We start from the raw sequence: 24,633 nt of genomic DNA on the forward strand, positions 1-24,633 counted from the left end.
GTCTGGGGCGTCGGATTCAGCCCCGATGGCAAGACACTGGCTTCTGGCAGTGATGACAACACGATCAGACTCTGGGATGTCAGCACAGGCAAAGCCATCAAAACCCTGACTGGGCATAGCAATTCGGTCATTAGCGTCGGATTCAGCCCCGATGGCAAGACACTGGCTTCTGGCAGTGGTGACAACACGATCAAACTCTGGGATGTCAGCACAGGCAAAGCCATCAGAACCCTGACTGGGCATAGCAGTTCGGTCAATAGCGTCGGATTCAGCCCCGATGGCAAGACACTGGCTTCTGGCAGTTTTGACAAGACGATCAAACTCTGGGATGTCAGCACGGGCAAAGCCATCAAAACCCTGACTGGGCATAGCAGTTCGGTCATTAGCGTCGGATTCAGCCCCGATGGCAAGACACTGGCTTCTGGCAGTGATGACAAGACTGTGATTTTATGGGATTTGAATTTCGATAATTTATTAAACAGTGGTTGCAACTTGGTCAATAATTACCTGGTTGCCCATCCTGAAGTTTTAGAAGAGTTGCAATCATGCCAAACTCCATCGCAGTTAGCGCAAGGGGCGACAGTGTTAGTCATCCAAGGTGAGAAGTTAGCGCGAAATGATGATATTAATGGCGCTGTTGAAAAGTTTGGCAAAGCCCAGCAGTGGGATAATAAATTAAAGTTTGATTCCCAGGCGACAGCAAAAGAGTTTGTCAACAAAGGCAAGGCTGAACGCTTGATTAGTGAAGGAGAGAGAATTGTCCAAGAAGGCAAGGTAAAGGAAGCACTTGCTGATTATACCAAAGCTCTAAATTTAGATCCAAAAGTTGAAATCTCTACCGAATCTTGGAACTCACTTTGCCGATACGGTAGCTTATACAAACAAGCTACTGATGTCATATTTGCCTGTGAAAAAGCCGTTACACTTGCACCTGAAAATGGCAATATTCGTGATAGTCGTGGGTTGGCTAGGGCGCTAACAGGCAACTATCAAGGAGCAATTGAAGACTTTGAAGCATACATCGCCCAGACTGAAGATAAAGATAGTAAAGCACAACGGCAACGCTGGGTGAAAGATTTACGGGCGGGGAAGAATCCGTTTACAGATGCAGAGATTAAAAAGTTACAGAATTAGGGAATTAGGCATTTAATACTCTTATCCCCTTGTTCTGTATCAATATGAAATAAACGAAATAGATCCAATCCAGGAGTTTCCCCACAATGATCGCAGCTAAAGACAAACCCACAAACTTAACCCCAGAAGAATACTTTGCCTGGGAAGCAACCCAACTGGAAAAGCACGAGTATATCAACGGCGAAGTTTACGCCATGAGCGGCGGCAGCGTCAATCACGGCCGTATCGCCATCCGCTTCACCGCCATGTTCGACAGCCACTTAGAAAATACAGGTTGCATCACCGGAAATTCTGATGTCAAAGTCAATATCTTTGGCAGTAATAACTATACCTACCCAGATGCAAGCGTTACCTGCGACGATCGCGATAAAACCACAACCCAATATATTACCTACCCCTGCCTCATTGTCGAAGTCCTCTCCGCCAGCACCGAAGCCTACGATCGCGGTGGCAAATTCCGAATGTACCGCCAAAACCCAGCCTTAATCGATTATTTACTAGTCAGTTCCACCAGCATCGAAATCGACCTATATCACAAAAACCACGCAGGCGACTGGTTGATTATCAACTATAAAGCAGGCGACATAATCGAACTCAAAAGCATTAACCTTAATTTCCCTATTGAACAAGTCTATCGCGGTTTAACCCTTGAACCAGGGAATGGGGAATAAAATCAAAGCATTACCTATTACCCATTCCCTTCTACCTATTGCCCAATATGCTAACCCTAGAAATAGCCATTCAAAAAATCCAACAACTCCCCCCCCGAACAACAAAATAAAGTCATTGAGTTTATTGAATTCTTGGAATTTCAATCGAGCCGCACCCTTCAGTCGCAAACCAAGAGTATCTCCAAAAATTTTCGACCAATATCAAGTAAGAGATGCTTTATTAGCAATACTTGCAGGTAATAAAGAACCACCACCAACAATGGAAGAAGTTGGAAAGCGTTTAGGTCATCACAATAGAACTATTTCTAGACACTTTCCAGATTTGTGTAGTGCTATTTCTGCTAAATGTCGTAATTACAATAAAGCTTGCTGTCTCAAAAGCATAGAAAAACTTTGCAGCGAAGTTAGAGAGATTTTCCTTAGCCTTAATTCTCAGGGTGTTTATCCCACAGAAGGTCGCGTTTGTGAATTAATGCCAAATCCGGGGTGTTTTAGATATAAACAAGTCCGCGCTGCTTTTAATGATGCACGGCGTGAGTTTGGTTTATAAGCTGTTATGGTTTTACCTATAACAGCCGACAAAACTGGAACCATAACCTTGCCACCCTTTATTGGAAGCATAAGCTTGCCGTTGCGGCAAAGTTATGGGTAAAGTCACAAAAAGCCGCCAAGTGGCGGCTTTTCCGAATATACATTGAGGATGGGCAGTACCAGACTCGAACTGATGACATCCTGCTTGTAAGGCAGGCGCTCTACCAACTGAGCTAACCGCCCGTTTGACTAATCCTTAACTAATATAGCAAAACATTTCCCATTGCGCTACTAGTTTCAAGAAAATCTTTTTTTCTCTTATACTGACTCAGTATTCAGTTACTCAGCACTCAGGATTTAGAATGCCCTCTGGTCGGACGCACGATCGCATTACTATGTATGCTCTGCCGTTCGTGGCGGGCGTTACTTTTTGGCAAACTCGCAGTAGCAATGCGACTTTGTTAGTTGCAGGCGGGTTTATCTTTGGCGGGCTGATGTTTGGCCCCGATTTGGATATTTACTCTGTGCAATTTCAACGCTGGGGTTTCTTGCGCTGGATTTGGCTACCTTATCAAAAAAGTCTGCGGCATCGTTCTTTTTTATCCCACGGGCCGATTATTGGCACGATTTTGCGGATACTTTATCTGGGGTGTTTGCTTGCTATTTTGGCAATTTTCGTTTTGGCAATTGCCCAAAGGCTATGGAATCTAAGCTTTACTTGGCAAGATTTGGGACAAACTGTGGGGCGATCGCTCTTACAATACAATACTGAATATATCGCCCTGTTTTTGGGTTTAGAACTCGGTGCGATGAGTCATTCTCTCAGCGATTGGGGCGGTTCAGCTTATAAGCGCTTTCAAAAACAGGGCATTCGGGGGTTGCTTCCTAGTGGCAAAATTAAGAAGCGGAAAGTTACAACTCGCGGTAGTCGTCGAGCTACAGTTAGCAGAAAGAGCAACGGTAGAACGACAAAGGACAAATGACAAATGACAAATGACAATGTTGATACTTTGGCGGCGTTGCAGGAGTTAATTGAGGTGGTGGCGAAATTGCGATCGCCTGATGGTGGTTGTCCTTGGGATTTGGCTCAAACTCCTGAAACGCTCACACCTTATGTAATTGAGGAAGCTTATGAGGTGGTGGATGCAATTAAGAGTGGAGATAAAGGTGCGATCGCAGAGGAGTTAGGCGATTTATTATTACAGGTGGTATTGCAAGCCCAAATCGCTAGCGAATCTGGGCAATTTTCCCTCAAAGAAATAACTCAGGGAATTTCCCAAAAGTTGATTCGCCGTCATCCCCATGTGTTTGGTGATGTGTCGGTGGCAAGTGTGGATGAGGTGCGGCAAAATTGGGAGCAGATTAAAGCTGCGGAGAAAGGCGAAGCATCTCCAGAGGCGCAAAAACTTAGTGCTAAACTTGCTCGTTATGGGCGCACCCTTCCCCCACTGACGGCGGCAATGAAGATTTCCCAAAAGGCTGCGGCGATCGGATTTGAATGGGAAAATATTCAAGGTGTTTGGGATAAATTTCATGAGGAGTTGGGGGAGTTTCAACAGGCTTTAGCTGAAGAAACACCAGAACGCCAAGAAGCAGAATTAGGCGATTTACTATTTGCAGTGATTCAGCTAGCCCGTTGGCATAATCTTGACCCCAGCGCCGCTTTGCAAGGCACAAATCAACGATTTGTCCAGCGATTAGAAAAAATGGAGGCAGTTGTTGATCGCCCCCTTTCTGATTACAGTTTGAATGAATTAGAAAAGTTATGGCAACAGGCAAAAGCTCAACTTGCTAAAGAGGGGAGTGGGGAGTAGGGAGTGGGGAATGGGGGATTGGTCAATAATTAATAGTTATATTCTTCCCCTGCTTGCTCTGCTCCCACAAGTGTCAACAAAAGCGTAGAAATAGTAGAAATAGTTTAACTGTTAGCTTCTTCGCCCGCCTGGAACTAAAGTTCTTTGGCTTTTAGCTAAAGTCTACTGAAGTAGACTAAAGATTTTTGGCTATATTTTATATCATGTCCGCTTGATTATTTATTAAACCCGAAGAACCCCACCCCGCCAAAGCTGTGCTTTGTCTCCCCTAAGAGCAGGCGGGGAGGGGTTGGGGGTGGGGTTCTTTTATTACGGGTAATTAAGCGGACATGATATTAGTCATCTTTAGATGACTTTCGCTATTAGCAAGGAACTTCAGTTCCTTGCGGGACGCTTACGTTAGACACCACTCCCCACTACCTTCTTCAAGCTTTTTCCGCACCGAACCACTGATCGTATAGCGATTGATAAGTACCATTTTCTTTGAGACTTAGCAGACCCTGATTAATTGGTTTGCGGTAAAGACTGTTGTTAGGCAAAATGATGCCGTAGCTTTCTTCACGCAAGATACTGCCAACAATCTGTACTTTCCCTTTGCCTTCGTTGGCTGCATAGAACAGAAGTACAGGTGCATCAAACACCACAGCATCAGCTTTTTTTGTTTGCAAAGCATTGTAAGCTTGCTCAATTTTGCTAACTTCTAAAACTGAAATCTTATGTTCTCGCAGATATGCAGCGGCTGTGCTACCGGCTGTTGTAGCCACTACTTTGCCGGGTAAATCGTCTATAGTCTTGATATCGCCCTGAAGCTGTTGTACTGTCAATGAGGTAGTAGCGCTGGCTGTAAAGTAGGCAACAAAAAGTACTCCGATAAACATCCAGACAATACCTACTAGCCGTCCTATTACTCCCTTGGGCATTTCATCAGCTTGGGTTGCTAATGTGGCAGCTGCCCACCAACAAGCTTTGAAAATGCCAGGAAAGTATGATTTGGGAATCATCCCATCTTGATGATGGCGCTCAGATAACCAAATAATATGGGCTGCTACGACAATTAACACTAGGGCAACGCCTATTATCTGCAAGAGGCTAGTAGAGAAAAATAATTGCAAAATATTTGGGAAGGCACTGTTGTTGCTTTCTGAGTTTCGTACCATAATTTGCAGCCCCCCAGCCAATATAGGTAATGAGAAATCAAAATTCTGCTGGCGTTCGGCTGTAATGGAGATAGCTGCAATCCCTAAATTAGCTTTGTTGTCTTTAATAGCAGAAAGCAGTTCCGGCACAGAAGAATATTCAATAAATTTAGACTCTACACCTATTTGGTTAGCGATACTGCGCCAGAGGTCGATACTGAATCCCGATAATTTACCTTTGTCTTGTATCACAAAGGGCGGTATAACTCGTGTAGCTACTAATAACGGTTGTTGGAGTTGTGGTTTTTGGGCCAGTCCTGGGGATGTCATTAACAATAATGCCAGAATCCCGCTTACTATTACTAATCCTATGCAGGTATACAGTGCTAAGGAATGCCTGGTTTTGTTTTTACGGTCATATCTGCCTATCGGGCTTTTTCTCCCAGCTATAATTTGGCGAAATTTAGTAGCGATCGCATTCATCATCAGAATTTTCTAGGGGTTGTATGCAAATCTATTTATCATGCCCACCCCATATCAAATATCACGTTCATCATCCCCCTAACAACAATTTTTTCAGGTTTAGGGGAATGAACCCTTGTAGAGACGTAGGAGTGCTACGTCTCTACATTTCTACAATTTGATGGTAACGGTCTTAATTTCGGTATATTGCTGCAAACCATATTCGCCGAGTTCTCGACCAATACCAGATTGCTTGAATCCACCGAAGGGTGCAGCAGCATCGAATACGTCGTAACAGTTTACCCACACTGTACCAGCCCGGAGATTGTTAGCGATCGCATGTACTTTATTAATATCCTGAGTCCATACTGCGGCTGCTAGTCCGTACTTTGTGGCATTCGCTCGTTGAATTACTTCATCAATATCTTTAAACTTGATGATGCTCATCACTGGGCCAAAGATTTCCTCTTGAGCAATTTTCATGTCATCGCGGACATCGGCAAAGACTGTGGGGGCGATAAAATAACCTTTGTCGCCGACTCGATTACCACCACATAGCATTTGGGCCCCTTCGCGCATTCCAGATTCGATATAGCTCATCACTCGCTCAAATTGGTTTTTGTCTACTTGCGGCCCTTGTTCTGTGTTGGCATCGAAAGGATTACCGACAACCCGCGCTTTTGCCCTTTCTACAGTTCTAGCAACGAACTCGTCATAGCATTTTTCTTCGACAAACAACCGCGAACCAGCACAGCAGCATTGCCCTTGGTTAAAGAATATGGCATTGTGAGAACCTGCGATCGCCTTTTCCATATCGGCATCAGCAAAGACGATGTTAGGACTTTTACCACCAAGTTCCAAAGTGACGCGCTTCAGGTTACTTTTAGCGGCTGCTTCCATAATTAGATGACCGACTTCAGTCGAACCAGTAAATGCCACTTTGTCAATATCTCTATGATGAGCGATCGCAGCCCCGGCGGTTGGCCCATATCCTGATAAGATGTTCACCACACCAGGGGGAAAACCAGCTTCAATAATTAATTCACCAACCCGTAACGCTGATAATGGTGTTTGTTCTGCTGTTTTCAAAACTACTGTATTACCAGTTGCCAAAGCCGGTGCTAATTTCCATGCCTGCATCACCAGGGGAAAATTCCACGGGATAATTTGACCAACTACACCCACAGGTTCATGGCGAGTGTAGCAGAAGTATGGGCCGTTAATCGGAATAGTTTTACCTTGTACTTTGTCTGCCCAGCCTGCATAATAACGATAGCAAGCGATGACAAACCCCAAGTCACCGAATGAATCTTGTAATGGCTTACCGTTGTCGAGAGTTTCTAGCCGCGCCAACTCATCGATGTTCTGCTCAATTAAGTCAGCTAGCTTGTAAAGCAACTCGCCGCGACGGGTGGCAGATATCTTTCTCCATTCTCCACTTGTGAAACCAGCACGGGCTGCTTCTACTGCTTTGTCTACATCCGGGGCGTCTGCTTCTGAGACTTCACAGATTACCTCGCCTGTAGCTGGGTTGATGGTTTCAAATCGGCGATCGCTGAGACTATTTACCCACTCATTATTGATCAACAATTGGGTTGGGCCAATTTTAACCTGTTGTCCTGGTACTGCTGCTGTAACCATCAGGCCCTCCTTAAGCTATAAAAAAATTTTCTTAAATCTACCTATTATGTTTGTTGCTGTACAACCCTGTAGGTGGATTTCTTTATGAATTCTTTATCTTAAAATGGTAGTTAGAGGTTGAGACAAAGATATTGTGTCTAACTCACTTTGTAGAACTCGCGTTGTCAAAACAAACCTCTACCTTTTGAGCAATAGTTTTAAGAGCAGTTTTTAGCGTACAGTTGGCCTTATAATTGCTTGATTTTTTCTATGGCGTGCGCGTTTTAGTGTTAGCAAAGTGAGCAACATGAATGTAGACGATTTTAGTCAACAAATAGAGACATTTAGCTCACGGGTGACGGGATTATTGCAAAGTACTGCAAATGAGCCGTACTCGCAACAAGAGCTAACAGCTGAAGCGTTTGAAGAGCTTAAAGTTACTTTGGAAGAACTGAAAATCGCCTCTGAGGAACTACAAGCAACACGAATGGTAGTTGAAAAAGAGCGTCGGCGCTACCAAGAATTATTTGATTTTGCGCCTGATGGTTATTTGGTAACTGATACGAATGGGATTATCCTTGAAGCTAACCGTGCCGCTACCATACACCTCAATGTTTTACAGCGATTTTTGGTTGGCAAACCGCTACTTACTTTCATCGCCAGAGCAGATCATCAACATTTTTTTAATTACCTAATTCAGTTGCAGCATCTCGACCGGGGCGGGGAATGGGAAGTATGTTTACAACCACGAGAAAAAATCTGTTTTGATGTTGCTTTGACAGTAGTTACCGTCCGTAACGAGCAAGGTAAGGCAGTTGCTCTGCGCTGGCTAATGCGCGACATTACCAAGCGTAAGCATTTAGAGTCGGAACGTGAACGATTATTTACCAGTGAACAAGCCGCCCGGATTGCAGCCCAAGAAGCACAGAGGCGTTCTAATTTTTTAGCTGAAGCAAGTCGTGTACTGGCATCTTCTTTAGAGTACCGTACCACTTTAACCAGCGTCGCGCAATTGGCAGTGCCTACCCTAGCCGATTGGTGTATTGTAGATGTCGTTGAAAATAATTTGGCGGTTTTCAATAACCCAGTAATAGCTGCATCTGAACCCCAAAAAGAAGCACTAGTAAGAGAATTGCGACAACGCTATCCAATTCCTGTTAATGCTGATTATGGGCCTGCGAAGGTTTTACGAAGTGGTAAGTCAGAACTGGCTACAAACATTCTTGAGTCTTCATTACAGAGAAATGCATCAAACCAGGAACACCTGAGTCTGCTGCACGAACTCCAACTTAAGTCTCAGATGACTGTGCCTTTGATGGTGCGTGAACGCAAGCTGGGGACAATTATATTTGCATCTGCCCTACCAGGACGGCATTACACTATGGTAGACCTGGCAATGGCTGAAGAACTTGCCCAACGTGCAGCCTCCGCCATTGAAAATGCACAGCTTTATCGCCAAGCCCAGGAAGCTAACCGAATTAAAGACGAATTTTTAGCGATCGTTTCTCACGAACTTCGGACACCTCTCAACTCTATGCTGGGTTGGGTTCAAATAATCCGTAATCGAAAATTGGACGAGGCAAGTACCTTTAAGGCACTGGCAACAATCGAGCGGAATGCTCAACTTCAGAGAAAATTAATTGAAGATATTCTGGATGTTTCCCGCATTATCCAAGGTAAAATCCGCTTAAATCTCCGTAAAGTTGACCTGGTACTTGTAATTAACGCAGCCATTGAAGCTATATATCCCACATCTGAAATTAAGGATATTCAAATTGAATCTAACCTTGATTCCTCAGTTGGTGAGGTTATGGGTGATTCAGAGCGCCTGCAACAAGTGGTCTGGAATTTGCTCTCTAACGCTGTGAAATTTACACCGAGTGGAGGGCGAGTTGAGGTACATCTAAAGCAAGTAAACTCAAATGCCCAAATAACTGTTTCAGATACAGGTAAGGGAATTAGTGCTGACTTTCTACCCTTTATATTTGAGCGCTTTCGTCAAGCTGATAGCACAACTACTAGAGCAGAGGGTGGTTTGGGGCTGGGACTGTCAATTGTGCGCTACATAGTAGAAATGCACTCAGGCACAGTCCACGCAGCTAGCGAAGGGGAAGGACGGGGAGCAACATTTACAGTGTTGTTACCGACTATAGAATTGCTACAAGGGCAGCAAATTAAAGAGAGTGAAGTAAAAACCGATAATCTTTCAGCACTGATAGGTTTGCAAATACTTGTTGTAGATGATAGTCCCGATACTCGTGAGTTAGTTTCCTTTATTCTGCAAAAGTCTGGAGCAGAGGTAACATCGGTTAGCTCAGTAGCTGAAGCTTTAGAAGCGCTGGTAGTATTAAAGCCAGATGTTTTAGTCAGTGATATCGGAATGCCAGATGAAGATGGTTATGCGCTGATTCGCAAAGTGCGAATCAGCGAAGCAGCTCTTGGAAAAAAAATTCCAGCTGTAGCACTGACGGCCTTTGCAAGAGATGAAGAGTCAAAGCTGGCTCTGGAAGCTGGATTCCACATTCATCTATCCAAGCCAATTGAGCCAGATAAGTTGGTGAGAGTGGTGGCGAACTTGGTTAAAAGCAGCCAACAAGTTTAATGCATAAGTAAGTTTTTGGTAGCAAATGCGATCACTGATATAGCAAATGGTGTCGCTGATATAGCAAATGGTGTCGCCGATATAGCAAATGTTGTCGCTGATATAGCAAATGTTGTTGCTGATATAGCAAATGCTGTTGCTGATATAGCAAATGCTGTTGCTGATATAGCAAATGTTGTCGCTGATATAGCAAATGTTGTCGCTGATATAGCAAATGCTGTCGCCGATATAGCAAATGCTGTTGCTGATATAGCAAATGCTGTCGCTGATATAGCAAATGTTGTCGCTGATATAGCAAATGTTGTCGCCGATATAGCAAATGCTGTTGCTGATATAGCAAATGCGATCGCTGATATAGTAAATGCTGTCGCCGATATAGCAAATGCGATCGCTAATCAAACAAATGACCTAACCCCAGTAGGGGCATAGGAATACGGGTCAGATAAGGTTTTTTGATGACATGCCGCTAATCGCCAAGACGCGATAAATCGCCGTCTCTACAAAAGACTGATTATTGTAAAGACGGCGATTTATAGCGTCTCTTGCCTTAACCGAACCGTATTGAGGGGCATGGCAATGAATGCCATTCCCCTACGAAAAATCTATGCGTATCAGGGTATTCGTGAATTGGTTTGATTTATTAAGTTGCATTAAAAAGAGGAGGCAGTTACTAACTACCTCCCGACAAATTAAAGCTTGGATGGACTGAGAAATGCTTTAACAGCAGGCTAGAAACTCAGCTAGCTGCTCAAGAACATAATCAAGACCATTCCCAGGATAATCGATCCACTGCCAAGGATGAATGACCAAAAGCGATGGTAACTGTTAACAATTGTGCCATTTTCACTTTGGAGTTGAATCAAATCCATCCAAGGTGCAACACCCCGACGGAACCAACCCACCGCTCCAACTTGTTCACCAATCAAGCTTTTGACTCGCTTCATGCCAAACAAAAAATTGCCGATAGGGCCAAAACGTGAGGCGTAATGCAGATAAAGCATTCCGCTACGATCCTGAATTTTTAAATCGGAACCAAATTTATAACCAGCATCGCCACGACCAATTAGTTGACCTTTAAGTTTTGCAGGTTGTCCACGCAATGGACTGGCATAAGGGTCTGACATCAGGGTGAGAATATCGGTTTCCGGTGCTTGCTTGTAGTCGGGGAACATTACCAAAGCTTTGATGAGAATTCCGATCCCTAAGCCAATTAGTGGCGCACCCAATACTAAACCTGTGTTTGGCGAACTTGACAATAAAATCACACCTATTACCAAGCCAACTAAGAAACCTATAGTTTCAGCACCATACAGCACAACATCTAAAAAGAAGTTACTGTAAAGCCTACTCTTACTCAGAGTTTTGCCTTCTCCAATAACTCGCCCCATATCGAACTCAGTCGCTAAACCCAACTGTTCTGCATAGGTGCTTAATGCACGAACTCGTTTACCTGTCAATGGATGAGTAGAATTTAATTCCATCCACCAGCCCCAAGGGTTAAACATATCCCACAAAAAGACGCGACCAACTTTTTGAGTATCGGATGCAATGCGGTAAGCGGTTCCTGTGGAAGCGGCGGCTTTATGGTCATAGATACCCAAGGCGCGAGTCCCTTCAATTAAACGGCTGGGTTCTTGTGTCCGTGAACCTTCTTCTAATATCCCGTAGGCAATCTTCACCAAAGCGCGAGATAATCCATTGGGATTACCTGTACTTTCGGCTGCAAAGTGGTCAGCAAAGTATTCTCGTGTGCGAGAGAGGTACAGCAGTAAATAAGTACCAATGACATAAAACACGTAGGCAGCTAAGGCAGCAGTTTGCATAGCATCTTTAATTTTGCTATCGCCACCACGCCCAAATCTTCTAGCTGTGCTGTAAATCAGGTAGCAAATTTGCACTAAGGTAGAAGCTACTGTCATCACTGCAAAGTCCCAGTGGACGATGTGCCCCAATTCATGGGCGTAGACGGTAGCAATTTCGTCGTCATCCAGATAAGTGAAAAGTCCCTGACTGACGACTAAACGGGCGCTGTTAGGCAATGAACCATAAGTAAAAGCTGTGGGGTTTTGGTCGTTAATGATTCCCAAACGGGGCGCTTTCAGCTTTTTCTGTTCACAGACTTGGCGAATAACTTTAGCCGTCTCTGGACTGAGGGTTTCAACTTCTGCTAACTCTACCCAGCGAGTTTGGTAAAGCCAGCTTTGGGTTAAGTCCATGAGAAATGGAGACAAGAAAAAGGCGGCGATATTAAAAACTAGGGTAATACCAATAGCGATCGCTAGCCCTTGCTGGGGATTGTCGCTACCCAAAATAAATACTAAACTCAAACCTAAAGCGAAGACCATGCCAAACAGCAAGGTCATGGTGACACCAGAAGCTAACGCTAAACTACCACCCACACCCCCCATTGTTAATTTCATCCCAGTAGCAACGGCGCGACCAGCTTTTTGGCTGGCGTTAGATGGCGTTTGCCGGAAGGATTGACTAGCTTGTTCTGCCCAACTACGAGTCTGTGGGTCTTCACTCATCATTAACTTTTGACACAGAATCTTGGCTTTTTCGATTTCGCCTGTGGCTTGATAGGCTTTTATTAGCCACATCTGTGCTGAAAGATAATCTGAAGAATCACTTTCGCCGGAGGCGTTGGCGCGGCCATCAACGCAATCGCGGCAAAATTGTTCTAGTAATTCAACCGCTTCTTGATAACGTTTTTGTTTTAAGGCATCTAATCCAGATTGCAATGACATAGAATCTCCTTAGTATAGGAGTGGTATTTGATCCATCAATACTCAATAGATCCAGCGATCGTCATCACAATTTCGTAAAAATTCAAATGCAGTATAAATTATTTACTTAAGGAAAAGGCTAGAGAAACATACATTACGATGTCTTTCTAGCCTCCGGTACGCATAAATCATTTTTAAGACTTTCAAATAATCTCTGTAGTAATACTTAATATAATCTTGTTGCTGTAAGTTTAGTACCTTTAATTTGTCTGTGTTCGATAATCACAGAATAAATGTTTTGAACCAAGTTTTGCTTCACCCGATCAGAGTAATCATTGATTACCCAAATGGTTCACCCGATTGGGGGAAGACGATAAGCAATGATGAACTGACATTGATAAGATAAGGAAAAGGTAAAGATTTGTACTATGACTATTGTTAACATTGTTTCTCCCCTAATTGCGATCGCAGGGCAAACCCGCCAAGCTGCAAGTAAACTAGCGATTCTCTCCACTAAGGCAAAAAATCAGGCGATTGAAGCGATCGCTCAAGCTTTAGAATCAGCTAGAGATGAAATTTTACAAGCAAATATTGCTGATTGTAAAGCTGCTGATGCTGAAGGAATTCCCAAACCACTTTATAAACGCTTGCAGTTGGATGAACATAAATTAAGAGATGCGATCGCAGGGGTACGAGATGTTGGTAAGCTAGCCGATCCTATTGGTAAAGTGCAGATTCACCGGGAAATTGATACTGGTTTAATTCTCAAGCGAATTACTTGTCCTTTAGGTGTTTTGGGAATTATTTTTGAAGCACGTCCAGAGGCGGCGATTCAAATTGTTTCCTTAGCGATTAAATCGGGAAATGGTGTGATTCTCAAATGTGGAAAGGAAGCGGTACGTTCTTGTGAAGCGATAGTTAAGGCAATTAAACAAGGATTATCTCAAACTGCTGTTAACCCTGATGCGGTACACTTATTGACAACTAGAGAAGAAACTCTAGAACTTTTGAAGTTAGATAAATATGTAGATTTAATTATTCCCAGAGGTTCTAATTCCTTTGTGCGCTTTGTGCAAGAAAATACGCGGATTCCTGTATTAGGTCATGCTGATGGGATTTGTCATCTTTATATAGATAAAGCGGCTGATATTTCTAAAGCGGTTCCGATTACAGTAGATGCTAAAGCGCAATATCCTGCTGTTTGTAATGCAATTGAAACTTTGCTAGTTCACCAATCAATTGCTAGAGAGTTTTTACCAAAAGTTGCTGAGGCTTTGCAAGAATGCCATGTAGAATTAAGAGGTGATAAACGCACATTGGAAATTTTGCCTAATATCGTACCTGCAACAAAAATAGATTGGGAAACAGAATACAACGATTTTATTTTGTCTATTAAGATTGTAGACTCTATAGAAGGTGCGATCGCGCATATTAACGAATATGGTTCTCGTCATACTGACGCAATTATTAGTGAAGATTCAACATCAGTGGAAACTTTCTTTGGATTGGTAAATTCAGCCAATATATTCCACAATTGTTCTACTAGATTTGCTGATGGTTTCCGCTATGGTTTCGGTGCAGAAGTAGGAATTAGTACACAACAAATGCCTCCTCGCGGCCCTGTTGGATTAGAAGGATTGGTGACATACAAATATCAAATGACTGGCGATGGACATATTGTAGCTACTTACACTGGGGCGAATGCTAAAGCTTTTACTCATCAGGATTTGGGGTAAAGTAGATAGTAGTACACACAAGTGCTGTCCACATAGGTTTTAACTCAGTTAAACTCTCACACTCACCGACATCCCGCCCAGAACTAAAGTTCAGGGCTATGAGACTCGGAATTCATTCCGAGGCGGGATAGAAGCGTAGTGCGAGATTTATTAATAAAGATATGGCCAAACAAGTTTTAGTGATTGAGTGTTGCAAAATCATCGGTGGCTAATAAATTAACCATTAAACTAATGCTTTCAACAAAGCCTGAAGTTTAAGTTGCACCTCTGCAAATTCTTTATCAGGATCAGAACCTGCAACTATACCAGCACCAGCATACAATCTTGCGCGATCGCCATCAATTAATGCTGAACGAATTCCCACAATAAACTCGCAGTTCCCTTGAGAATCTATCCAACCCAGAGGCGCAGCATACAAACCTCTTTCAAAGTTTTCATAACGCCGAATTTCCGCACAGGCTACATCTCGTGCTGCACCAGCAACGGCTGGTGTAGGATGCAATTGGGCGACAATCTTTAATGGATGTATATTAGCTGGAACTGTAGCACTGATTGGCGTCCATAAATGCTGAATATTCGATAATTGTCGCAGCCGTGGTGCTAATATTTGGGGTAATAAACCTAGCTGGCATAAGCGTTGTGTAATGAAATCAAGCACTAGTGAATGTTCGTGCTTTTCTTTTTCACTATTAAGCAAGCGATTGGCATTAGCTGCATCTTCAGCAGGGGTTTTACCTCGTGGTGCAGAACCAGCTAAAGCATCAGTGATTAACTGCTGATTATTAATACTAATTAATCTTTCTGGACTTGCACCAATAAAGTTTTGTCCTTTGCCATTACTTGTAGAAAAAATATAACAATTAGGATGTATTCGCCTAAGATTATTTAAGGATTTAACTAAGTCAAAGTTGTTGCTTGATTTTACATCTAATATATCTGCAAGAACAATCTTGCTTAAATGACTAGACCTAATTTTTTCCAAAACAGACACTACTGAACGTTTAAACCCAGTAGAATTTGTGACAGATTTCTTGTAAAAGTTTGCTGGAAAACAATCAATATTAGCAGAATAATATTCTAAAGATTGGATAAATTGAATTTTATTTTGCACATTCTCCAATAACCTTTGAATATTTACACTTTCATTGATAATTATATTTGTTACTAATATGCAACGCTGATTTTTTACAGCTACTTGCCAACGGGGAAGAAAGATGGTAGCAGATGGAAATGGATAATCTAATTGGGCATTTTTATCAAAAAAGCTGAAATAACAAAAAAAGTGAGGCCCAGAAAAAGGTTGGTTAGCGTTACCAAAGTTAATTATATTTTTTAGACAAGATTTGATAAAATGTTCAGCTTGAGTAAAACGATCTACACCATCAATTTGTAACTTTGCCACGGCATCAATTGCCGCGATCGCTTCTCCTTTACCTTTGTCCTCAAAGTAAAAATTTATTTCATTTGCTTGTGTTAGTTTATCTAATACAAGTAAAGGGTCAACTAAATCGATCTCCTGAGAGATACTGACAATTTGCCTGCAATTACTTTTGACGCACTTTTCTTGCACTGCTACCAAAAATTGATATAAATCTTTGTGTACAAAGAGGTTGTTACGACATGGTGAAACTGTCATGGATCTATAGTAAATTTTTTTTAAGTTAACTTCCTAAAGTGTAATTAATCGTGGTCGTATTTCTACAGGTAACATATTAAGTTATCATTTCACCAGCGTAGGATTTGCGTTGTTTATGGTGTTCCCAGACTCTGACAAGCCAGTTTCAGCCCAAGCTGAAACGTGAGAGTAGAGTGTTAACAACACAAGGTTAACGAACCACAGTCAAAGTGGCAGTTCTTTTTAGCCCATGAATATCTAGTACAGCACGACCTAAAAAAGCTACCATTCCAACAGTTAAAAAACCGAAATCATAAGTTTTTTGACTTTTAACTTTTGACTTTTGACTTCCGCGTAACGGCGCGTCTCTTTAAATTATAAAATCTCAAGTGTAAGTAATTTTCCGGCAATTTAATTAATCACGACTGATGACAACTAAGCAAATTTTATATCCCAACACTAAGTTATGGATGGCAGCAATTAAACCGCCAATGTACAGTGTTGCCATTATGCCCATTTGGGTAGGAACAGCAGTAGCATTTGCCGAAACTAAAAATTTTAATGGTGCAGTATTTTCTACTTTTGTAGCTGCGGCAATCTTAATTCTCGCCTGGGAAAATATCAGTAATGATGTCTTTGATTCCGAAACAGGTATCGATCAAAATAAGCACCATTCTCTGGTTAACTTAACAGACAATAAGCCATTAATATTTTGGATAGGAAATTTGTGTTTAGGTTTGGGGTTGCTGGGCATACTAGCGATCGCCTTTTGGCAACAAGACCTAACTGTTATCGGCATAATTTTACTATGCTGTGGTTTAGGCTATATGTACCAAGGGCCTCCCTTTCGCTTAGGATATCAGGGTTTAGGCGAGATTCTTTGCTTTTTTGCCTTTGGGCCCTTGGCAGTGGAGGCAGCATACTACAGCCAAACCCAAACTTGGTCAATGACAAGTTTAGCAGTCTCAGTCATTGTCGGGATTGCCACAACCTTAATTTTGTTTTGCTCACACTTTCACCAAGTTAAGGATGACATAGCCGCAGGCAAGCGATCGCCTATTGTGCGTCTAGGAACAGCGAAAGGGGCCCAACTCCTAGTTTGGTTTACTGCTAGTATTTATCCCCTCACCTTGCTATTTGTGCTATTGGGAATTTCTCCAGCTTGGACGTTATTGAGTTGGGTAAGTTTACCGTTTGCTGTCAAATTATGCCGCCATGTCCAAGAAAATCACAACCAGCCAGACGAAGTTAGTAATTGTAAATTCATCGCCGTAGCCGTGCATTTCTGGGCTTGCTTGCTGCTTGGACTGGGATTTATGCTTTAATTGGGCATTGGACATTAGGCATTGGGCCAGAGGGAGAATGACTAATGACTACAGATTTGAATTTCGTCCTTATCAGCGAAGATTTGTGCAAACACTGACTACCAATCATGGTACTTGGGATATTCGTGAAGGTATTATCCTCCGGCTTACCGATGAATCAGGTAAAGTCGGCTGGGGAGAAATTGCCCCCATTAGCTGGTTTGGTTCCGAAACCCTAGAACAAGCCTTAGATTTTTGTCGCCAACTCCCAAGAGAAATCACAGACGAGATAATTTTCTCAATCCCAGATGAGTTACCTGCTTGTCAATTTGGCTTTGAGTCAGGGTGGGAGATGGGGAGTGGGGGGGATAAGGGAGATAATTTTATAACTCTTAATTCCTGTAGAGACGCGATTAATCGCGTCTCTACTTCTAATTCACTCTTTTTCAGTGCTTTATTACCAGCCGGAGAAGCGGCTTTAAATCAATGGGAAACGTTGTGGGAGAAGGGATATCACACATTTAAGTGGAAAATTGGTGTGTATGCGATCGCTGATGAACTAGAAATTTTGGAGTCGCTGATACAAACCTTACCAGCTTTTACCAAACTGCGATTAGATGCTAACGCTGGACTCAGTTATGAAGAGGCTAACTTATGGCTGCGGACTTGCGACAATCTCAAGGCGAATGCAGAATTATCTTTAGAAATTGAATTTATCGAACAACCGTTACCCGTTGAACAATTTCAGGGAATGTTGGAATTGAGTCTGAGTTATCAAACTGCGATCGCTTTAGATGAATCTGTCGCCACACTTAGGCAACTCACCGCCTGTCATCAACAGGGTTGGCGAGGGATTTTTGTGATTAAGCCTGGAATAGTTGGATCGCCATCTCGTCTGAGAAACTTTTGCCACCAGCATAAAATTGATACTGTATTTTCATCAGTATTTGAAACTGCGATCGGTAGACTTGCAGCACTCCGGCTAGCGGCGGAATTATCCCAAAACAATAGGGCAGTTGGTTTTGGCATTGACCATTTTTTTGAACAAGAAGAAACGTGGCTTCAAAGTCTATGGAACAACCTTTAGACTGTCTTAATAACCTGGCTGAAAATGATTGGCTTATCGGTTATAACAGCCGTCAATTTAATCAAATAGCTCAAGAATTATATTTACAACTAACACAATTATCAGCGTATAGAATACCACCAAAAATCATTTTAGCGGAACGCGAACCAGTGCGGTTTTTAGCAAGTTTCATTGCCGCTTGTGCAGCTAATTGTCCAGTTTTTCTTTGTAACCCCGACTGCGGAACACAAGAATGGCAGCAAGTTTTTGATTTAGTAAAACCAGACATTATTTGGGGAATGGAGAATCGGGAATGGGGAATAGGAAATCGGAATTGCAAAGAAATTACTATCATATCTCCCTCATCCCCCCACTCTCCACTCCCTACTCCCCACTCCCCACTCATTCTGATTCCTACAGGTGGTTCATCGGGGCAGATTAAATTTGCCATCCATACTTGGGAAACCCTGATAGCATCTGTAAAAGGATTTACAGAATACTTTCAACTAAAACAAGTCAATTCTTTTTGTGTATTACCGCTTTATCACGTTAGCGGTTTAATGCAATTTATGCGCTCTTTCACCACCGGAGGCAAACTGGCTATTCTGCCATTCAAAGCAGTAGAAACGGGTAAAATATCCAATATTAAAAAATCAGAATTTTTAATATCTTTAGTACCAACGCAGTTACAAAGACTCTTACAAAACTTAGAATTAACTGAATGGCTAACCCAATTTAATACTGTACTTCTGGGAGGTGCGCCAGCATGGAACGAACTACTAGAAAAAGCTAGATTTCATCGCATTCGGTTAGCACCTACTTATGGTATGACAGAAACCGCCTCTCAAATTGCTACCCTCAAACCAGATGATTTTCTCAATGGTAAAATTAGCAGTGGTCAAATTCTTCCCCATGCAAAAGTAACTATTCGCAATCAGCAAGGCGAGATTTTAAATTCCAATCAAATCGGAAATATCACCATTCAGGCTCAATCTTTAGCCCTTGGCTACTATCCTATAACCAGAGAAAATCAAGCTGATTTCCAAGTAGATGATTTAGGCTTTTTAGACGAGCAAGGTCATTTAAATATTGTCGGACGTAACAGCGACAAAATTATTACAGGTGGAGAAAATATTTACCCAGCAGAGATTGAATCGGCTATACAAGCAACTCAAATGGTTGCCGATATTTGTGTCATCGGCATCCCAGATCAACATTGGGGAGAAGCCTTAACAGCAATTTACATTCCCAAAAAACCAAATACCTCTGCCTTAAAAATCCAAACCCTACTCAAAGACAAACTCAGCAAATTTAAAATTCCAAAATATTGGATTCCCCAGCAGAACTTACCTCGCAATTCCCAAGGTAAAATTAACCGCCAACAATTACAACAAATAGCCAGAGAATTCCTGCAAAACCCCATCACATAATCTCTCTAGACTTTCTTCTCTCTGCGTCTGGGCGGTTCGTTTCCAACCACTGAATAATCTCATAAGGTAATTCCTGCTTACTTCTACTACTTGCATCAATACAAACATGCCTAGTAATAGCCTTAGCAACCACCACCTCAGCCACTGTAATTTCGTAAGTAATTTCAAACTTATCACCACCTATTTTTTGAGGAATTAAACTAATTAGCAACTTGTCCCCGCCAAACATAGGGCGCAAAAAATCGACGTTAGCATGAACAATGGGGAAAGCTACAGATGGATTAGTAAAAAAATCTTTGAGATTAATACTTGATGCTTCTAGAGATTCTTCATAAGCTTCATGGCAAATACCCAAAACATTAGCAAAATAAACTATCCCAGCAGCATCAGTATCTTGAAAACGAACCGTGCGTTTATAAGTAAAAGGCATTTTTGAGAATTAATTAAATATTAAAAAAACAGCAGGTTTATCGTCTGTGCAAACAAATTTTTCCCAACAAAGCAGGAGCCGCAAAAATTTCCCCAGCAGCTAAGGCACGGAGAATCGTTTCTTTACCCGTTGTTGCTATTTTGCTAACTTGAATTCCTCCACTAACAACAGCATAGAGTTTTGCGGGTAATACATCGTCCTCATGCAGAATAATCTCACCGTTGCACCTGAGTATGAGGTTGCAAACTTATCTTTTCTGGTGTTTCTAAACCTACAAACACAATTATTTGTGAAAGTTGTTCTAGGGATGCCTGCATGATTAGCCCTATATTACAAAGGCTGGACGATGATGAATCCAAGGCTTAGCTGCTTCTAATTGTGCTGCTAGGCTGATCAGTGTAGCCTCAGCAGCAGGTTTACCAATTAGCTGCACACTCATGGGCAAACCATTACTATCAAAACCTACAGGAATTGCGATCGCAGGTTGTCCAGTTGCATTCGCAGGGGGACAAGGGGCAACCCACTCAATAATATTTTGGAATGTCTCTTCTGGACTCAGAGAAGCCCACTCCCCAACGCGGATAGGTGAATGTAAATAAACTGGCAATACCAGCACATCCACGGTATCAAAAAACGCCACAATTTGCCGTGCCACTACCTGCATTTGAGAAACTGCTTGCAAATACTCAGCGACAGAACCTGTGCGGGCAAATAACCAGCGATTCACTGGCTGCATGGCTTCAACAGGAAGTCCTGATGCAGCTACCCCAGCTTGCCAGACGATTTGAAATGGTTCAACTAAACCACTAAAATCTGGAGATTTCTGTTCAACGTGGTGGCCGAGTTGTTCTAATAACTCAACTGTTTGGCGGACACCTTGCTGACAGTTAGCATCAGCTTCTCCCAAAGGAGAAATACTAGTGTCAAAAGCAATTCGCAAAGCACCAAGTTTTGTCTGAGTGGCGGTGAGAAATGATGGTTCGGGATCTGGCAACCAGTAAGGATCGCCTGTTATATAGCCAGATATAGTATCCAAAAGGGCAGCAGCATCAGCCACAGTCCGGGCGATTGGGCCGTTGACGGCAATTCCAGCGAGGCGTTCACCTACGGGTGCTTTACTCACCCTGCCCCTGGATGGCTTAATTCCCACCAAACCACAACAAGCCGCAGGCCCCCGAATTGAGCCACCGCCATCAGAACCTTGAGCGATCGCACACAATCCCCCTGCTACCGCCGCCGCCGCCCCACCACTGGAACCGCCAGGGGTGTATTCTAAATTCCACGGATTTCTGGCTGGGGGAAAACCCATAGGTTCACTGTATGGAAACGAACCTAATTCGGAAGTGGCTGTTTTACCGAGAATAGTAAACCCAGCTTTCTTAATCCTCGTCACAACCCCATCATCATAATTAGGGATATTGTTCAGTAATGCTGGATTTCCATAAGTACAGGTAACACCTGCTACAGCATTGAGGTCTTTAATGGAAATCGGCACACCAAAAAACGGCGGTAGTTCGGAAGTAGTTGTCAATAATTCTGTTTTGGCTTTGGCATCTGCCTTCGCTAATTCTGCCGTTACCGTAAAATAGCTTCCTAATTGAGGATTTAACTGCCCAATCCGTTCTAAATATATTTCCACTAACTCTAGCGGTGATACTTCCCGGCGACGAATTAATTGCGCCAACTCAAGCGCTGGGGTAAATGCTAAATCAACTTCATTCATAGGTTAGTGAATGGCTAGTTTTGGCTTTCTCTGGGATTTTTAAACTTAAGTTGTTACTTTAGCAGGATTTGCGGGAACTATACGTTTTATAGCTCGTGAGATTTGCCACTCAACTAGGATGCTCAGATGCAACAGGCGTGGTTACGTTCTTACTCAAGCCATTTTAATTGTTTCGCATAAACTTTCAACAAATCCCCAAGGGGTATTTATGGCTAACCTAGAAATACTTGTTAGTGAATTACCAACACTGATTCAGAGCCTAAAACTGACTATTGGCGATTCTAATCAAATCATGGAGCAAATTATCCTGATCAATAATGCTCAGGAACAACTACGGAATATTAAGAAATTAATTGTTCAGGAATTGAAATTTGAGAATATCAAAGGTTCTGCGATCGCTACACTTCCTCGAATAGTTACTGTGGCTAGTTTGTTTCTACCTAGTGTGGAATTAGTAGATCCTGCGATCGCAGGAAAATTTAGCCACTCAAAAACTCAACTTTCATTAACTGAATTACAATTAAAAATTGATGGCTGGATTGAATGGGGTTATTTTTTGCAGGCAATAGCTACTGATATTCTCAGTGATATTCCGTTTGTAAATCAATTGAATTCTGATATTAATCATCTAAGCATACGCACCAAATTTCAGATTATTGCTGATAATTTAAAAAACAACTTACTTTTTGAAAACTTTAATCTTTTAGAGCGTCAAATTCAAAAAATCAGCAGTTATCAAAATGAATTATTAGAACTGCAACAGAAGTTAAATTATGTTTTTAATACAATTAAAAATAGCCGTAGTTTATTAAATATTTTATTAGCTGTATCTGCTTTCTGCGGAAAATCTGGTTTCGCCTTAGAGTGGTTAGATGATGACCACGAATTAATTATATCGAGCGATGGTAAATTTAAAGAATTAACAGATATTCTCAATGATTGTGATTATTTACAAGAACAAATTGCTGCTTTAATTATTCAGGGTGATACTTTAAGAGAACAGGCAGAACAAGCCCTAAAAAAGATTGAACAGGAAAGTAGTAAAGAACCAATTATTAGCCAGCATCTAGAAATAGTACCAAAGTTTTCGACACAAAAAATAGCACGTTCGGCTTTGTTCATAGCCTCAATTTTACTAATCTTGGGTTTTGGTGCTTGGAAAATTAAAGAGCAAAGTCTAAGTTCAGCTCAAGAAGAAAGTGCGATCGCAAAGTTTAAATCTGCTCAAAAACTTGGTATGGAGGCTGCTTCTTTACTTCAAAAACCACCGCATCCTTTAAAAGTTTGGCAACAAGCAGAAAACAAATGGCATCAGGCAATAATCTTGTTAGATAGTATTCCTAATGAAACATCAGTTTCTGATCGAGCAAATAAGAAATTGGCTTACTATCAAATAAACTATAAATCTATCACTCAAAGAGTATTAGTTGAAAAGCAAGCCTCAGCAAACTTAGAATCAGCCCAAAAGCTAGCAATAGAAGCTAATTTATTTGTAAAAAATTCACCTTACTCGCTACTAATTCGGCAGCAAGCACAAAATAAATGGGAGCAAGCAATCAATTTATTAGAAGCGATTCCAGAGAATACGTCTGTCTACATACAAGCTAAAGAAACGCTTCCTATTTATAAAACTAACTATGCGGCGATCAGATAAATATAGCGTTTATCGCTCAGATGAGTGTCAAGTTTCTATTGATGGGCAAGTAAGTTCGTAGTAAGGACTTTAGTTCTTGTTTTCTAAGCACTGAAGTGCTTACTACAAACACTAACAATTACAGCTTAGAACGGTCAGTCAAAATCTCATAACCAGTGTCTGTTACCAAAACTGTATGCTCAAACTGAGCCGACAAAGAATTATCCACAGTGACTGCTGTCCAACGGTCAGATAATGTCCGAGTGTGTCTAGAACCCGCATTTAAAATTGGCTCAATTGCCAGCGTCATCCCCGCCCGGAGTTTAACATTTGGCATCTCGCGAGTACGGTAGTTAAATACTGAAGGTTCTTCGTGTAAGTTACGCCCGACACCGTGTCCAGTGAATTCTTCGACTATACTAAAACCGTTAGATTTCACATGATCTTCAATTGCTCCAGCTAAGTCAAGCAGGTATACACCAGCCTTAACTTGCTCAATCCCCTTATATAAAGCTTCTTCTGCTACGCGAATTAATTTAGCAGCTTCTTGCGTCACTTCACCAACAGCAATTGAAATGCAAGAATCACCATGAAAACCTTGGTAATAAGCACCCGTATCTACTTTTAATACATCCCCCACCCGAATCACTTTCTTAGGACTAGGAATACCATGCACTGCTTCATTGTTAATACTGGAGCAAATAGAACCTGGAAATCCGTGATATCCTTTAAAACTCGGTGTTGCACCCATTTCGCGGATACGTTTTTCTGCATAAGCATCCAAATCAGCCGTGGTCATTCCTGGCTTTACTAGCTCGGAAATTTCTTTTAGAACAGTTGCCACAATTATGGCTGATTGCCGCATGATTTCAATTTCACGCGGCGATTTAATTTCAATTCCTCGGCGTTGCTTTTTCGATGTTCCAGGCTGAGTTGCTTGAGGAAGTAAGTTACTGAAAATGTTCATAGGAAATGAATAATTACTGGTGGCTCTAAGGCT

19 protein-coding genes, 1 tRNA gene and 1 pseudogene are annotated in these 24,633 nt (G+C 42.0%); 12 read left to right on the forward strand and 9 right to left on the reverse strand.

Annotated features, from left to right (window positions below):
• The 3 genes from V7K25_RS18140 to V7K25_RS18150 form a co-directional block, all read left to right on the forward strand.
• The coding region (locus tag V7K25_RS18140) for an eIF2A-related protein (RefSeq protein ID WP_442948098.1) at positions 1 to 1,134 on the forward strand (1,134 nt) is incomplete at its 5' end.
• Between the two features lie 86 nt (positions 1,135 to 1,220).
• A complete protein-coding gene (locus tag V7K25_RS18145) occupies positions 1,221 to 1,805 on the forward strand; it encodes a Uma2 family endonuclease (RefSeq protein WP_335159915.1) in 585 nt (194 codons plus the stop codon).
• Positions 1,806 to 1,920: 115 nt separating this feature from the next.
• Positions 1,921 to 2,355 carry a hypothetical protein gene (locus V7K25_RS18150; protein WP_335159916.1) on the forward strand — a complete coding sequence of 145 codons (435 nt, stop codon included), beginning with the start codon at positions 1,921 to 1,923 and terminating at the stop codon, positions 2,353 to 2,355.
• Between the two features lie 151 nt (positions 2,356 to 2,506).
• Here V7K25_RS18150 and V7K25_RS18155 read toward each other — a convergent pair.
• Positions 2,507 to 2,579: transfer RNA gene (locus V7K25_RS18155), tRNA-Val, on the reverse strand.
• A 119-nt stretch (positions 2,580 to 2,698) separates the two neighbouring features.
• On the opposite strand from V7K25_RS18155, the gene V7K25_RS18160 reads away from it, so the two are divergent.
• The gene (locus tag V7K25_RS18160; RefSeq protein ID WP_335159917.1) at positions 2,699 to 3,319 is read left to right on the forward strand and encodes a metal-binding protein; all 621 of its coding nucleotides are present in this window, start codon (positions 2,699 to 2,701) and stop codon (positions 3,317 to 3,319) included.
• A 3-nt stretch (positions 3,320 to 3,322) separates the two neighbouring features.
• On the forward strand, positions 3,323 to 4,150 hold the full coding sequence (mazG, locus tag V7K25_RS18165) for a nucleoside triphosphate pyrophosphohydrolase (RefSeq protein WP_335159918.1): 828 nt from the start codon (positions 3,323 to 3,325) through the stop codon (positions 4,148 to 4,150).
• Positions 4,151 to 4,575: 425 nt separating this feature from the next.
• On the opposite strand, the gene V7K25_RS18170 is transcribed toward mazG, so the two are convergent.
• Positions 4,576 to 5,772, reverse strand: coding sequence for a transporter substrate-binding domain-containing protein (locus V7K25_RS18170; RefSeq protein WP_335159919.1), 1,197 nt, complete (start codon positions 5,770 to 5,772; stop codon positions 4,576 to 4,578).
• 147 nt (positions 5,773 to 5,919) lie between these two features.
• A complete protein-coding gene (locus V7K25_RS18175; RefSeq protein WP_335159920.1) occupies positions 5,920 to 7,389 on the reverse strand; it encodes an aldehyde dehydrogenase family protein in 1,470 nt (489 codons plus the stop codon).
• A 286-nt stretch (positions 7,390 to 7,675) separates the two neighbouring features.
• Here V7K25_RS18175 and V7K25_RS18180 point away from each other — a divergent pair, with 286 nt between their 5' ends.
• Positions 7,676 to 9,970 (forward strand): PAS domain-containing hybrid sensor histidine kinase/response regulator, encoded by a 2,295-nt coding sequence (locus tag V7K25_RS18180; protein ID WP_335159921.1) that lies wholly within the window; start codon positions 7,676 to 7,678, stop codon positions 9,968 to 9,970.
• 15 nt (positions 9,971 to 9,985) lie between these two features.
• Complete coding sequence (locus V7K25_RS18185; RefSeq protein WP_335159922.1) at positions 9,986 to 10,399, forward strand: hypothetical protein; 414 nt, start codon at positions 9,986 to 9,988, stop codon at positions 10,397 to 10,399.
• A gap of 311 nt (positions 10,400 to 10,710) precedes the next feature.
• On the opposite strand, the gene V7K25_RS18190 is transcribed toward V7K25_RS18185, so the two are convergent.
• Positions 10,711 to 12,717, reverse strand: a complete 2,007-nt coding sequence (locus tag V7K25_RS18190) for a zinc metalloprotease HtpX (RefSeq protein WP_335159923.1) — start codon at positions 12,715 to 12,717, stop codon at positions 10,711 to 10,713.
• 407 nt (positions 12,718 to 13,124) lie between these two features.
• On the opposite strand from V7K25_RS18190, the gene V7K25_RS18195 reads away from it, so the two are divergent.
• Entirely contained in the window at positions 13,125 to 14,432 is a 1,308-nt protein-coding gene (locus V7K25_RS18195) for a glutamate-5-semialdehyde dehydrogenase (protein WP_335159924.1), read from the forward strand.
• Between the two features lie 223 nt (positions 14,433 to 14,655).
• Here the strand turns inward: V7K25_RS18195 and V7K25_RS18200 are convergent, their stop codons facing one another.
• Positions 14,656 to 16,068 carry an isochorismate synthase gene (locus V7K25_RS18200; RefSeq protein ID WP_335159925.1) on the reverse strand — a complete coding sequence of 471 codons (1,413 nt, stop codon included), beginning with the start codon at positions 16,066 to 16,068 and terminating at the stop codon, positions 14,656 to 14,658.
• A 407-nt stretch (positions 16,069 to 16,475) separates the two neighbouring features.
• Here V7K25_RS18200 and menA point away from each other — a divergent pair, with 407 nt between their 5' ends.
• The 3 genes from menA to V7K25_RS18215 are packed head-to-tail and all read left to right on the forward strand — an operon-like array spanning position 16,476 to position 19,847.
• Complete coding sequence (gene menA / locus V7K25_RS18205; protein ID WP_335159926.1) at positions 16,476 to 17,372, forward strand: 2-carboxy-1,4-naphthoquinone phytyltransferase; 897 nt, start codon at positions 16,476 to 16,478, stop codon at positions 17,370 to 17,372.
• 37 nt (positions 17,373 to 17,409) lie between these two features.
• A complete protein-coding gene (locus tag V7K25_RS18210; RefSeq protein WP_335159927.1) occupies positions 17,410 to 18,438 on the forward strand; it encodes an o-succinylbenzoate synthase in 1,029 nt (342 codons plus the stop codon).
• On the forward strand, positions 18,423 to 19,847 hold the full coding sequence (locus tag V7K25_RS18215) for a 2-succinylbenzoate--CoA ligase (protein ID WP_335159928.1): 1,425 nt from the start codon (positions 18,423 to 18,425) through the stop codon (positions 19,845 to 19,847). The genes V7K25_RS18210 and V7K25_RS18215 overlap by 16 nt, the downstream gene beginning before the upstream one ends.
• Here the strand turns inward: V7K25_RS18215 and V7K25_RS18220 are convergent.
• From V7K25_RS18220 to V7K25_RS18230, 3 genes and pseudogenes are all read right to left on the reverse strand, one after another.
• On the reverse strand, positions 19,840 to 20,277 hold the full coding sequence (locus tag V7K25_RS18220) for an acyl-CoA thioesterase (protein ID WP_335159929.1): 438 nt from the start codon (positions 20,275 to 20,277) through the stop codon (positions 19,840 to 19,842). The genes V7K25_RS18215 and V7K25_RS18220 overlap by 8 nt on opposite strands.
• 61 nt (positions 20,278 to 20,338) lie before the next feature.
• Positions 20,339 to 20,594: pseudogene (locus V7K25_RS18225) on the reverse strand (cyclic nucleotide-binding domain-containing protein); the annotation flags it as partial.
• An 8-nt stretch (positions 20,595 to 20,602) separates the two neighbouring features.
• Positions 20,603 to 22,000, reverse strand: a complete 1,398-nt coding sequence (locus V7K25_RS18230; RefSeq protein WP_335159930.1) for an amidase — start codon at positions 21,998 to 22,000, stop codon at positions 20,603 to 20,605.
• 208 nt (positions 22,001 to 22,208) lie between these two features.
• Between V7K25_RS18230 and V7K25_RS18235 the strand changes: the two genes are divergently transcribed.
• Complete coding sequence (locus tag V7K25_RS18235; RefSeq protein ID WP_335159931.1) at positions 22,209 to 23,654, forward strand: hypothetical protein; 1,446 nt, start codon at positions 22,209 to 22,211, stop codon at positions 23,652 to 23,654.
• A gap of 118 nt (positions 23,655 to 23,772) precedes the next feature.
• Here V7K25_RS18235 and map read toward each other — a convergent pair whose 3' ends face one another.
• Positions 23,773 to 24,600 (reverse strand): type I methionyl aminopeptidase, encoded by an 828-nt coding sequence (gene map / locus V7K25_RS18240; RefSeq protein ID WP_335159932.1) that lies wholly within the window; start codon positions 24,598 to 24,600, stop codon positions 23,773 to 23,775.
• Between the last annotated feature and the right edge of the window lie 33 nt (positions 24,601 to 24,633).

The sequence above is a fragment of the Nostoc sp. genome (assembly GCF_036919495.1).
GTDB lineage: Bacteria > Cyanobacteriota > Cyanobacteriia > Cyanobacteriales > Nostocaceae > Nostoc.